Origin of the sequence: Polaromonas sp. (assembly GCF_018780625.1) — a bacterium.
Classification (GTDB): Bacteria; Pseudomonadota; Gammaproteobacteria; order Burkholderiales; family Burkholderiaceae_C; genus Polaromonas.
In genome coordinates this window covers 1-11,718 of record NZ_JADMJK010000088.1, presented here as the reverse complement: position 1 = coordinate 11,718, position 11,718 = coordinate 1, and the positions used below count along the sequence as shown (strand labels likewise).

The 11,718-nt window shown below is 62.6% G+C and carries 11 protein-coding genes; 1 reads left to right on the top strand and 10 read right to left on the bottom strand.

Translation table 11 applies throughout. The features are described 5' to 3' along the window. Both IV091_RS08115 and IV091_RS08110 read right to left on the bottom strand, forming a co-directional pair. The coding region (locus IV091_RS08115; RefSeq protein ID WP_293467398.1) for an FAD-dependent monooxygenase at positions 1-1,346 on the bottom strand (1,346 nt) is incomplete at its 3' end. Between the two features lie 127 nt (positions 1,347-1,473). Then, the gene (locus IV091_RS08110) at positions 1,474-2,235 is read right to left on the bottom strand and encodes a 2OG-Fe dioxygenase family protein (protein WP_293467396.1); all 762 of its coding nucleotides are present in this window, start codon (positions 2,233-2,235) and stop codon (positions 1,474-1,476) included. A gap of 147 nt (positions 2,236-2,382) precedes the next feature. On the opposite strand from IV091_RS08110, the gene IV091_RS08105 reads away from it, so the two are divergent. Further along, the gene (locus tag IV091_RS08105) at positions 2,383-2,679 is read left to right on the top strand and encodes a DUF1840 domain-containing protein (RefSeq protein ID WP_293467394.1); all 297 of its coding nucleotides are present in this window, start codon (positions 2,383-2,385) and stop codon (positions 2,677-2,679) included. 71 nt (positions 2,680-2,750) lie between these two features. Here the strand turns inward: IV091_RS08105 and IV091_RS08100 are convergent, their stop codons facing one another. From IV091_RS08100 to IV091_RS08065, 8 genes are all read right to left on the bottom strand, one after another. Continuing rightward, a complete protein-coding gene (locus IV091_RS08100; protein WP_293467391.1) occupies positions 2,751-3,767 on the bottom strand; it encodes a tripartite tricarboxylate transporter substrate binding protein in 1,017 nt (338 codons plus the stop codon). A 146-nt stretch (positions 3,768-3,913) separates the two neighbouring features. After that, complete coding sequence (locus IV091_RS08095; RefSeq protein WP_293467389.1) at positions 3,914-4,903, bottom strand: tripartite tricarboxylate transporter substrate-binding protein; 990 nt, start codon at positions 4,901-4,903, stop codon at positions 3,914-3,916. A 90-nt stretch (positions 4,904-4,993) separates the two neighbouring features. Next, positions 4,994-6,250 carry an AMP-binding protein gene (locus tag IV091_RS08090; protein WP_293467387.1) on the bottom strand — a complete coding sequence of 419 codons (1,257 nt, stop codon included), beginning with the start codon at positions 6,248-6,250 and terminating at the stop codon, positions 4,994-4,996. A 343-nt stretch (positions 6,251-6,593) separates the two neighbouring features. Continuing rightward, positions 6,594-7,403: an ABC transporter ATP-binding protein gene (locus tag IV091_RS08085; protein ID WP_293467385.1), complete on the bottom strand. Its 810-nt coding sequence runs from the start codon at positions 7,401-7,403 to the stop codon at positions 6,594-6,596. A 103-nt stretch (positions 7,404-7,506) separates the two neighbouring features. Then, positions 7,507-8,835, bottom strand: coding sequence for an ABC transporter substrate-binding protein (locus IV091_RS08080; protein ID WP_293467383.1), 1,329 nt, complete (start codon positions 8,833-8,835; stop codon positions 7,507-7,509). A gap of 73 nt (positions 8,836-8,908) precedes the next feature. Beyond that, complete coding sequence (locus tag IV091_RS08075) at positions 8,909-9,985, bottom strand: branched-chain amino acid ABC transporter permease (protein WP_293467381.1); 1,077 nt, start codon at positions 9,983-9,985, stop codon at positions 8,909-8,911. A 25-nt stretch (positions 9,986-10,010) separates the two neighbouring features. Then, the gene (locus IV091_RS08070; RefSeq protein WP_293467380.1) at positions 10,011-10,940 is read right to left on the bottom strand and encodes a branched-chain amino acid ABC transporter permease; all 930 of its coding nucleotides are present in this window, start codon (positions 10,938-10,940) and stop codon (positions 10,011-10,013) included. A 166-nt stretch (positions 10,941-11,106) separates the two neighbouring features. Further along, on the bottom strand, positions 11,107-11,718 hold a 612-nt coding region (locus IV091_RS08065; protein ID WP_293467378.1), incomplete at its 5' end, for an ATP-binding cassette domain-containing protein.

Genomic DNA, 11,718 nt, shown 5'->3' with positions numbered 1-11,718 from the left:
GCCTGTCGAAGGCCGCCTTCCGACGGAGCCTCGTCTTTCAAGCCGGGGCCGCGGGCTGCGGCTCCAAGCCCGCCTGCGCGGGCTTGGACAGCCTGCAGATGCGCCGCCTCTGGCGGCGTGGCGCCCTGCAAGGGCAGCGCATTACACGAAGTGAAAAGCGTGGGGGCCTTTTCGGCCAGCCACTGCTCGTAGCCCTGCAGCCATTGGGCATCGCGCACGCGCAGGTTTTCGTGGCTGATGCGCTGGGAGCGCGTCATCATGGAGTAGAAAAACTGCTCGGCTTGCAGGCCGCTGTAGCGGTCCACGTTTTCAAACCATTCGGTCGAGTTGCGCGCCGCGTTCTGGATCTTCAGCACCTCGACCGAGCGCACGGCTTCGTAGGTTTGCAGCGCCGCATCAAGGGCGGGCTGGCCTGCAAGGCAGCGCGCCAGCTCAATCGCGTCTTCCAGCGCCAGCTTGGTGCCGCTGCCAATCGAAAAATGCGCGGTGTGCGCCGCGTCGCCCATCAGCACAATCGGCACGCGCTTGCCGGCAATTTTTTCATGGTGCACCCAGCGCTCGCACACCACGCGCGGAAAGCGGATCCAGATCGCCGAGCCGCGCACATGGGTGGCGTTGTTCATCAGCGCATGGCCGTCCAGGTACCTGGCAAACAGCCGCTCGCAAAACGCAATGCCGTCCTGCTGGCTCAGCTGGTCCAGGCCATGGGCTTTCCATACCGCCTCGGGCGTTTCAACGATGAAGGTCGAGGTGGTGGCGTCAAACTGGTAGGCGTGGGCGGCAAACCAGCCGTGCTCCGTCTGCTCGAAGGCAAAGGTGAAGGCGTCAAAGGTTTTGTGCGTGCCCAGCCAGACAAAGCGGCAGGCGCGCAGTTCCACATCCGGCTGGTAGGTGGCGGCATAGCGGGTGCGAATTCGGCTGTTCAGGCCGTCGCAGGCAATCACCAGGTCGGCCTGGTACTGGGCGGCGATCGCCTGGTCGTCCTGCACATCGGTGTCAAACACCAGGTCCACGCCCAACGCGATGCAGCGGTCCTGCAAGATATTGAGCAGGCGCTTGCGGCCGATGCCGCAAAACCCGTGGCCGCCCGAGCGCACTGCGGTGCCCCTGAAAAACATCTCGACGTCATCCCAGTGGTTGAAGGCTTCGCCGATCAGCTGCGCGCTGACCGGGTCGGCGGCCTGCAGGTTGTGCAGCGTCTGGTCCGACAGCACGACGCCCCAGCCAAAGGTGTCGAACGGGCGGTTGCGCTCCAGCACCGTCACGCGGGTGGCCGGGTTTTGCAGCGTCATCAACAGCGCGAAATACAGACCTGCGGGACCGCCGCCCAGGCAAAGAATGTGCATGAATGCGTACTCTATGGATTGATCGAGCCTTAATTGTTTAGGTTTAAACTAAATGCGTCAAGCAGGGTTGTCCCGGGTGCTGCGGGTACAAAAAGAAAACGGGGGCTGCGTGACAGCCCCGTCGCTGTCAGGGCGCCTGGAAGCCCGCGGCCCGGTAAGTCAGCACCAGCGTGTCCCTGAAGCCTTGAACGGGCGCGCTTGCGGCCGGGACATCGGCTGGCAATATGGGGGTGGTTTCGTGAATCACCCGCTCGTCGTCCATCAGCAGGGCGGTCAGGGGTTGCTCCATCAAAAAACGCATGCCGTGCGGCCCATGGGCATCAAAGACCCGGGTTTCGCCGCCTTTGACGCCCTGGCGCGCCACCAGCAGCACCACGACAAAGTCGACGCCGTCGCGGTGCGCGCCTTCCGGCGTGGGCCGGCCCACGCCGCCGGTGGTGTCGATGCGGAACTGGTGCGCTTCGATGAACCAGCGCGGCACGGCCTTGACCTGCGTAAACAGCTGCCCCAGGCTGACCAGGAGGTCGGTCCAGGCGGGCGCCTCGACCACGCCAGGCTCGATGGGGTCAAACCAGCGCTCAAAGCCGCCGTGCAGGGCGTTGTAGTCGGTCGGTTGCCAGTGGGCGCGGTGCGGTGTTTGCGTCAGCGTCCCGCTGGGCAGTTCCTGAACAAAGCAGCCATGCCGGCGCCGGCGGTAATGCCCGCCATCGCGCAGGTGGGCATCGGGCGGCAGCCGGTTCCATGAATCGGTCAGCGGCTGCCAGCCCTGCAGCCACTGGGGCATCGGGAGTTGAAGTTCGGTCGTCAGGTCGGCGGGCAGGAGCAGGCTTAGCCCGTCCTGACGAAGTGCCTGGGCGGCCGGTTTTTGAGCGCTTGCAATATTGAACATGCTGCTATTTTGCGTCAGCGCCGGCCGCGCCCGCAGGCCGGGGCGCAGCGCCTGGCCATCAGCGGCAAAAAGAGGTGGACACGACCTACAGACAGGCGGCGCCAGGCTGCTGATAATGGCTTGCACGTTTAACCAGAGGAGTCTTCAATGCTGTACAAATTCAAATCAAAAGATTACGGTGATGTGATCATGCTGGAGCCCAATGGGCGCCGCGTTCTGGAGATTATTGGCAAGGATGCCGGCCCAAAGGGCATCATCCTGCCCGAGCAGATGCCTGCCGCCATTGCGGCCTTGCACGCCGCCGTTGAAGCGGAGGAACTGGCCGAGAAAGAGGCCGGCGTGGTGCAGGGGGACGGCCCGGGCTTGCGCCAGCGCGCCCTGCCTTTCGTTGAGCTGCTGCAGCGCAACCACCGTGCTGGCCACGAGGTGGTCTGGGGCGTGTAGTTTTTCTGCACCCATGCGGATTGAAAAAGCCCCGGACTTCGGGGCTTTTTTGCGGCTGACCGGGCGTGCAGTCAGTCGACTTTGGCGCCCGATGCCTTCACCACCTTGGCCCATTTCTCGTGCTCGGCGTTGATGAAGTCGGTGAACTGCTGGGGCGTGTTGCCGCTGGGAATGGCGCCCTGCGCCAGCATTTTTTCCTTGATGGCGGGGGTGCCCAGCGCCTTGGCGACTTCTTCCTGCATGCGCTTGACGATGTCGGGCGGCGTGCCTGCGGGCGCGAGCAGGCCAAACCATGAACTTGCGTCGAAGCCCTTGAGCGTGGGGCCGCCCGCCTCCGCGATGGTGGGCAGGTCCGGCAGAGCGGCGGAACGCTGGGCGCTGGTCACTGCAAACGCCTTGAGCTTGCCGCCCTTGATCTGCGGCATGGCGGAAGGCAGGTTGTCAAACATCACATCCACATTGCCGGACACCATGGCCATCATGGCGGGGCCCGAGCCCGTGTAGGGAATGTGCGCCATGTAGATGCCGGTCATCGACTTGAACAACTCGCCCGCGAGGTGGATCGAGGTGCCGTTGCCGCTGGAGGCCATGTTGAGTCGACCCGGGTTGGCTTTGGCGTAGCGGATAAAGTCCGGCACGTTGTTGATGCCCAGGGTCTTGGCGGTCTCGGTGTTCATCACCATCACATTGGGCACGCCGGCCACGAGCGTGATGGGGGCGAAGTCTTTTTGCGGGTCGTAGGCCAGGCGGGAATACAGCGACTTGTTGATGCCGTGCGTGCCCACGGTGCCCATCAACACGGTGTAGCCGTCGGGCGCCGACTTGGCCACCAGGTCTGCGCCAATGTTGCCGCCGGCGCCGGCGCGGTTTTCGACGATGAAGGGCTGGCCCAGCGCCTTGGACAATTCAGGTGCCACCGCGCGGGCCAGAATGTCGGTGGTGCCGCCGGGCGCAAAGGGCACCACGATTTTGACGGGCTTGTTGGGCCAGCTGGTTTGTGCTGCCGCCGGAATTACTGCGAAAGTAATAGCTGACAATGCAACGCTGATGAGAGCGGAGCGGCGATTTATCTTGATAAATGAGGTCATGGTGTTCCTGTCGGGCGGGGGGTGCCCGTAAACCCTCAGCTTAGGCGCGTGCCGCGCCCGCTTCCATCGGTGCAATCCCGCACCTGCAACAAAAAAAGCCGCCCGGCTGTGACCGGGCGGCTTGCAAGAAAGCGGGATGGATCAGATCAGTCGGCAAACTTGCCGGCAGCTTCAATCACTGGTTTGAGCTTGGACAGCTCACTGGCCACGAAGGCCTTGTGCATGGCAGGCTCAACACGCTTGTCGGCCACCACCACGGCGCCCAGGCCTTCCTGCTTCTTGATGAACTCGGGGTCCTTGAGCGCCAGCTTGAGTGCCGCGTTGATCTGGGCCAGCACGGCAGGCGGTGTGCCTTTAGGTGCATACAGGCCGTGCCAGATGGTCAGGTCAAAGCCTTTCAGGCCCATTTCCTGCAGAGTTGGCACGTCTTTAAGCAGCTTGTTGGACGACAGCGGCTTGGCGGTCGTTACGGCAAAGACCTTGACGCGGCCTGCCTCGATTTGTCCGCTGGTGTTGGTGGTCTGGTCGCACATCAGGTCGACCTGGCCGCCGACCAGTGCATTCATGGCTGGCGCGGTGCCGCCAAACGGAATGGTCGTCATGGCGTCCTTGGCATTGATGGCCGATTGCCACATCAAGCCGCACAGGTGGGACGCTGAACCCAGACCGGCATGGGCAATGTTGAGTTTGCCGGCGTTGGCGCGGATATAGTTTTCAAAGTCGCGGTAGTTGTTGGCCACCAGCTGGGGTTTGCCAATCAGCGTCATGGGCACTTCGTTGATCATGCCCAGGTATTCAAAGTCGTCCAGGGGCTTGTACTGCAGCTTGCGGTACAGCGCCGGTGCCGAAGCCATGCCGATATGGTGCAGCAGCAAGGTGTGGCCATCAGGTGCTGACTTGGCGACTTTGGTGGCCGCAATGGTGCCGCCTGCGCCGTTCACGTTTTCCACCACAAAGTTGGCGCCGCCGCCCATGGACTTGCGCATGGCTTCAGCCAGGTCGCGTGCCACGCGGTCGGTGGGACCGCCGGCTGCAAAGGGCACCACAAAACTGATGGGCTTGGTGCCCGGGAACGTTTGGGCGTTGGCTGAAAAAAGGCTGACCGCCGCAGCGGCAAGAACTAACAATCGTTTCATGGGGGTCTCCAGATAATGAACGATTTAGTTTAGGACGCGACCGCCAGGTTTCAATTGCGGGAAGTACTTAAGTGCAATCCCTTTACTTCGCTATTTGTAACTTCGTGCGTCTTCAATCACCTTGCCATCGTTGGGCAGGCTGCCCGGCGCGAGAAGCTGGACGGTGGCGCGCAGCTTGGTGACATCGCGGATGGCCTCGCTGATGCGCGGCTCCAGCCCCGCAGGCGCCGAAGCCGCCTCCACCTGAAGCAACATGCTGTCGCTGGCCATCTCGCCGCTGACCACCAGCCGGGCTTTGATCACCTCCGGAAAACGCCGTGCAATCTCGGCCACCTGCCCCGGGTGCACAAACATGCCGCGCACCTTGACGGTCTGGTCCGCGCGGCCCATCCAGCCCTTGATGCGGGTGTTGGTGCGGCCGCTGGGGCAGGTGCCCGGCAACAGCGCCGACAAATCGCCGGTGCCAAAACGGATCAGCGGGTAGTCAGGGTTCAGCGTGGTCACCACCAGCTCGCCGACTTCGCCCTCAAGCACCGGGTCGCCGGTGCCGGGACGGACAATTTCAACGATCACGCCTTCGTCGAGCACCAGCCCTTCGCGCGATTCGGTCTCATAGGCGATCAGGCCCAGGTCGGCCGTGGCATAGCACTGGTAGCCGGCGATGCCGCGATCAATAAACCAGTCGCGCAGGCTGGGCGGAAACGCTTCGCCCGACACCAGCGCCCGCGTGACGGTGGGCAGGGCCACCTTCATCTCGGCGGCTTTCTCAATGATGATTTTGAGAAAGCTTGGCGTGCCGATGTAGCCTGCGGGCCGCAGCTCGGCCATGGCCTGCACCTGCTGCTCGGTCTGTCCGGTGCCGCCCGGAAACACCGTGCAGCCCAGGGCATGCGCGCCGGTTTCCATCATGGAGCCGGCCGGCACGAAGTGGTAGCTGAAACAGTTGTGAATCAGCTCGCCGGGCCGAAACCCGGCGGCGTAGATGGCCCGCGCCATGCGCCAGTAGTCCTTGCGCGTGCCTTCAGGTTCGTAAATGGTGCCGGGGCTGGCAAACACATGCGGCATATGGGCGCCGTAGCGCAGCGCGCTGAAGCCGCCAAAGATGTCGCCGCCGGCCTGGCGTGCCGCCTGCTGGCGTTCCAGCAATTCGTGCTTGCGGGTCACGGGCAGCTGCGCCAGCGCCGCGCGCGAGTTGACGGCGGCGCTGTCGATGCCGGCCAGCAGGGTGGCAAAGGCCGGTGCATGCATTTTTGCGTGGGCGATCTGCCGGGGCAGGGCGGCCATCAGGGCCACTTCGCGTTCGGCTGGGTGGCGGATTTCCAGCGCATCCATGTGGAGTGATGTCATGACAGGGTATTGGGTTGAGAGTTAAAGCAGGCGGGGATGCGGCCAGTGGTGGCCGACGGCTTTTCATGCTTGACTGATGCATGCCGGCTGCCAGGGGAGGGCGGATTCGGGGAGACCCTCATCCCCACCTTCCCCCAGCGGGGGAAGGAGAAAAACCAGGCAAGAAAAGAGGTGTGCATGGCTAGCGCTCTCAAGGAGGAGGCAGCGCAGTACGCAAAGCGACAAGCGTGGGTGCGGAACTCCCCAGCCAGCCGGGGCCGCGGGACTGGCTTCGCCAGACCGCAGGCGCAGCGGCCCCCTCGGGGGGCAGCGAACCACACGCAGTGGGGAGCGTGGGGGCCATCTAGGCCAACCAGCGTTTGCGGCGCTTGTAGCTTTTGACGTCCTTGAAGCTCTTGCGCTCGCCGCCGCCCACGCCAAGGTAAAACTCCTTCACGTCCTCGTTGTTGGCCAGGTCGCTGGCAACGCCGTCCATCACGACGCGGCCGCTCTCCATGATGTAGCCGTAGTCGGCGTATTTCAGGGCCATGTTGGTGTTTTGCTCAGCGATCAGGAAGGTGACTTTTTCCTTCTCGTTCAGATCCTTGACGATGTTGAACACCTCTTCAACAATTTGCGGCGCCAGTCCCATGGACGGCTCGTCCAGCAGCACCATGCTCGGGTTGGCCATGAGCGCGCGGCCAATCGCGCACATCTGCTGCTCGCCGCCCGAGGTGTAGGCCGCCTGGGAAGTGCGCCGGGTTTTCAGGCGCGGGAAATAGTTGTAGACCTTTTCCAGGTTGGCCGCGATCTCGGCCTTGCTGGTGCGCGTGTAGGCGCCGGTCATCAGGTTTTCCTCGATCGTCAGGTGGGCAAAGCAGTGCCGCCCTTCCATGACCTGCACCACGCCGCGCTGAACCAGGTCGGCCGGCGACAGGTTTTCGATGCGCTCGCCGCGCAACTCGATCGAGCCCTTGGTGACTTCGCCGCGCTCGCCCTGGAGCAGGTTGGAGATGGCGCGCAGGGTGGTGGTCTTGCCCGCGCCGTTGCCGCCCAGAATGGCCACGATGCTGCCCTCGGGGACTTGTAGCGAAACGCCCTTGAGCACCAGAATCACATGGTTGTAGATGACCTCGATGCCGTTCACGTTGAGGACAATTTTTTTAGGTTCCATAGGTTTTCTCTGTGTCAGTCGTTGTCTATGCCAGGCGAGAGGTCTGCCGCGCAAGCCTCTCGCCTGGCGGCTCCCGAAGGAGCCGCACAGGGGGTTTATCCGATCAGGACTGGCAGTCCGCTGCGGTGCGGCGCGTCAGCTTCTTGTCGGCCAGGTACTTGTCGGAACCGGACTTGACCAGCGGCTTGATGATCTGGTCGTCAGACTGGTACCAGTCCGATGTCATGTTCCACTTCTTGCCGTCCCAGGTCTGCACACGTGCCCAGGTCGAGCCCATGTGGTCGGCGCAGCTGGTGGAGATCGGGCGCATCACGTCCTTGAAGCCCAGTGCGTCGAGCTTTTTCTGGTCGAGGGCCAGGTTTTCCATGCCCCAGCGCACCTGCTCGCCGGTCATGACCTTGCCCTTGCCAAAACGCTCCTGGGCGCGGCGCACGGATTCAATGCCCAGCATCTGGATGATGGCGCCGCGTGTGTACAGCACCGAGCCCACTTCGTCCTTCGGACCCGTGCCCTGGCCCTTGTCGTGCACCAGCTTGAGGATGTCCTGCATGACCTTGGACTGCTGGCCAGAGCCGTTGAGCGCCAGTGCCTGGTAGCCCTTGGCGCCTTCGCCCACGTCGCGCACGTCGGGCTCGGCGCCGGCCCACCACACGCCATACAGCTTTTCGCGCGGAAAGCCGGTGGCCTGGGCTTCCTTCAGGGCGGTGGAGTTCATCACGCCCCAGCCCCACAGCAGCACATAGTCAGGCTTGGCCTGGCGCACCTGCAGCCAGGTGGCTTTTTGCTCGACGCCAGGCGCCGTCACGGGCAGCAGCTGCAACTCGAAGCCGTGCATTTTGGCGCGCTCCTGCAGCAGCGGAATAGGTTCCTTGCCGAACGGGCTGTCGTGGTAGACCAGCGCAATTTTCTTGCCCTTGAGCTTGTCCATGCCGCCCGCGGTCTTGCCGATGTGCTGGATCAGGATGTCGGCGGCGGTCCAGTAGCTGCCCATCAGCGGGAAGTTCCACTTGAAGGCCATGCCGTCTTGCGCCACCGACAGGCCATAGCCCAGCGTGACCAGCGGGATCTTGTCGATCGGGGCTTTCTCGGTCAGCGCAAAAGTGATGCCGGTCGCTTGCGGATCAAACAGCGCCACGCCGGGCTTGTTCTTCAGGCGCTCGTAGCACTCCACGCCGCGGTCGGTGGCGTAACCCGTTTCGCATTCTTCATAGGTGATCTTGACGCCATTGATGCCGCCGTCGCGGGCATTGATCATCTTGATGTAGTCCTGTTTGCCGTTGGCCCAGGGCGTGCCATTGGGCGCGTAGGGTCCGGTGCGGTAAGACAGCAGCGGGAAAAACTGCTCCTTGGCTTGCGCAAAGGCGCTGGTGGACAGCGATGCTGCCCCAGCGGCGACCACGGTCGCGGCGATCACGAGTTTCGAAAGCTTCATGGATGTCTCCTTGGTATAAAAGTGTTGAAGCACGGTGAAAAAACTTTTTCGGCAGTCAATGCGCTCAATGCGCTTAATGTGGAAATGGCCACAGGCGCATTTTTTGTTTGGCCATGGACCACAGCCGGGCCAGGCCATGCGGCTCGACGATCAGGAACCAGACAATCAGGCCGCCAAAAATCATCAGTTCGGCATGCGACACGCCGGCGGTTGAAATCTCGATGCCGAACAGGCTCATGAAGGCGGGCAAAAAGCGGTTCAGCGCAATCGGCAGCACGACGATGAATGCCGCGCCAAAAAAGCCGCCCATGATCGAACCCAGGCCGCCAATGATCACCATGAACAGCAGGCGAAAGGAAATTTCGACCGAGAATGCGGCCGGCTCCCACGAGCCCAGATGCACAAAGGCCCAGAGCGCGCCGGCCACGCCGATGATGAAGGAACTCACGGCAAAGGCGCTGAGTTTGGCGTACATCGGCCGGATGCCGATGACGGCTGCGGCCACGTCCATGTCGCGAATCGCCATCCATTCGCGGCCAATCGCGCCGCGCACCAGGTTCTTGGCCAGCAGCGCCACCACCAGCAGGATCACCAGGCAAAACAGATACTTGGAGACAGGGCTCTGGATCGGCAGGCCGAACACCTGCAGTTGGTTGACCGACACCGAACCCGACGCAGAGTCGTTGGTCAGCCACTTGATGCGCAAAAACATCCAGTCGCTGAAGAACTGCGCCGCCAGCGTGGCCACGGCCAGGTACAGGCCCTTGACGCGCAGGCTGGGCAGGCCAAACAAGATGCCGAACGACATGGCGCACAGCCCGCCCAGGATCAAGGTCGGGATCAGCGGCATGCCCGGGATGCGCACGAAAAAGTTGTAGGCGCCGTAAGCCCCGACCGCCATGAAGGCGCCCGAGCCGAGCGAAATCTGGCCGCAGTAGCCCACCAGGATGTTCACCCCGATGGCGGCCAGCGACATGATGACCAGCGGAATCAGGATCGAGGCGTAGAAGTAATCGCTGGCCAGCAGCGGCACGGCGATAAAGGCAAAGGCCAGCATCAGGCCAATGGCAATCCGGTCCTGCGTGATCGGGAAGATCTGCTGGTCAGCCCGGTAAGTGGTCTTGAACTGGCCGTTTTCGCGGTAGAGCATGGTGTTTCCTTATTCTTCTTATGGCTTAAACGCGATCGATGATCTTCTCGCCGAACAGGCCTTGCGGACGGAACAGCAAAAACACCAAGGCCAGCACATAGGCAAACCAGATCTCGATGCCGCCGCCGACAAACGGGCCGAGGTAGACCTCGGACAGCTTCTCGCCGACGCCGATGATCAGGCCGCCGATGATTGCGCCAGGCACCGAGGTCAGCCCGCCCAGAATCACTACCGGCAGGGCGCGCAGCGCAATCGTGGTCAGCGAGAACTGCACGCCCAGCTTGGAGCCCCAGATCATTCCGGACACCAGCGCCACGACGCCAGCCACGCACCAGACGATGACCCAGATGCGGTTCAGCGGAATGCCGATGGACTGCGCGGCCTGGTGGTCGTCGGCCACGGCGCGCAGGGCGCGGCCGGTGGTGGTTTTCTGAAAGAAGATGCTCAGCAAGATGACCAACGCGGCGGCAATCGCGGCGGCAATCACGTCTTCCTTGTTGATCAAGATGCCGCCCGGAAACACCGAGTCCAGCATGAAGATCGGGTCTTTTGGCATGCCGATGTCGATCTTGTAGATGTCGCTGCCAAACAGGGTCTGGCCCAGACCTTCAAGGAAATAGGCAATGCCCAGCGTGGCCATCAGGAGCGTCGCGCCTTCCTGGTTCACCAGGTGGCGCAGCACCAGCCGCTCGATCAGCCAGGCCACGACGAACATCAGCACGGCGGCAATCGCAAACGCGATCAGGTTGGCGACAAACAGGTTGTCAATGCCGGTCCACTTCGGAATCCACTCCGAAAACCGGGCCATCGCCAGCGCTGCGAACAGCACCATCGCACCCTGCGCAAAGTTGAATACGCCCGACGCCTTGTAGATCAGCACGAAGCCGAGCGCCACCAGCGAATACAGCATGCCGGCCATCAGGCCGCCAATCAGTGTTTCCAAGAAAAAAGCCATGATTATTGGCTCCCCCCTGTTGCGGACTCGCTGCGCGTAGCCGCTTCTCCCCCTCCGGGGGACGCCGCTTGCGGCCCGGCAAAGCCGGTTCCGCTGCGGCCGCTGGCTGAGGCCGCAGTCATTCGCACTGTGTTTTTCATAGCTTTCCTGCTTTTGCGATTCATGATTAATGCCCCACGCCAAGGTAGGCGCTGATCACGTCCGGGTTGTTGCGGACCTCTTCGGGCTCGCCGTCGCCGATTTTCTTGCCGTAGTCGAGCACCACCACGCGGTCGGAAATGTCCATCACCACGCCCATGTCGTGCTCGATCAGTACGATGGTGGTGCCGAACTCCTCGTTCACGTCCAGGATGAAGCGGCACATGTCCTGCTTTTCCTCGACGTTCATGCCGGCCATCGGTTCGTCGAGCAGCAGCACCTGCGGCTCCATCGCCAGCGCCCGGCCCAGATCGACCCGCTTTTGCAGGCCGTAGGGCAACTGGCCGACCGGGGTTTTGCGAAAGGCCTGGATTTCCAGGAAGTCGATGATGCCTTCGACAAATTCGCGGTGGCGGATTTCCTCGCGCTCGGCCGGGCCGATGCGCAGCGCCTGCAAAAACAAGTTGCTTTTGATCTTCAGGTTGCGCCCGGTCATGATGTTGTCGATCACGCTCATGCCCTTGAACAGCGCCAGGTTCTGGAAAGTGCGGGCCACGCCCATTTCCGCCACCTGGCGCGAGTTCATGTGGTCGAACTTCTTGCCGCGAAAAGTGATCGAGCCTTCCTGCGGCGTGTAGAC

Bases quoted from the DNA above. Each gene is read 5' to 3' on its own strand.
- IV091_RS08110 (WP_293467396.1), bottom strand. From the start codon at position 2,235: ATGTTCAATATTGCAAGCGCTCAAAAACCGGCCGCCCAGGCACTTCGT.
- IV091_RS08105 (WP_293467394.1), top strand. From the start codon at position 2,383: ATGCTGTACAAATTCAAATCAAAAGATTACGGTGATGTGATCATGCTG.
- IV091_RS08100 (WP_293467391.1), bottom strand. From the start codon at position 3,767: ATGACCTCATTTATCAAGATAAATCGCCGCTCCGCTCTCATCAGCGTT.
- IV091_RS08095 (WP_293467389.1), bottom strand. From the start codon at position 4,903: ATGAAACGATTGTTAGTTCTTGCCGCTGCGGCGGTCAGCCTTTTTTCA.
- IV091_RS08090 (WP_293467387.1), bottom strand. From the start codon at position 6,250: ATGACATCACTCCACATGGATGCGCTGGAAATCCGCCACCCAGCCGAA.
- IV091_RS08085 (WP_293467385.1), bottom strand. From the start codon at position 7,403: ATGGAACCTAAAAAAATTGTCCTCAACGTGAACGGCATCGAGGTCATC.
- IV091_RS08080 (WP_293467383.1), bottom strand. From the start codon at position 8,835: ATGAAGCTTTCGAAACTCGTGATCGCCGCGACCGTGGTCGCCGCTGGG.
- IV091_RS08075 (WP_293467381.1), bottom strand. From the start codon at position 9,985: ATGCTCTACCGCGAAAACGGCCAGTTCAAGACCACTTACCGGGCTGAC.
- IV091_RS08070 (WP_293467380.1), bottom strand. From the start codon at position 10,940: ATGGCTTTTTTCTTGGAAACACTGATTGGCGGCCTGATGGCCGGCATG.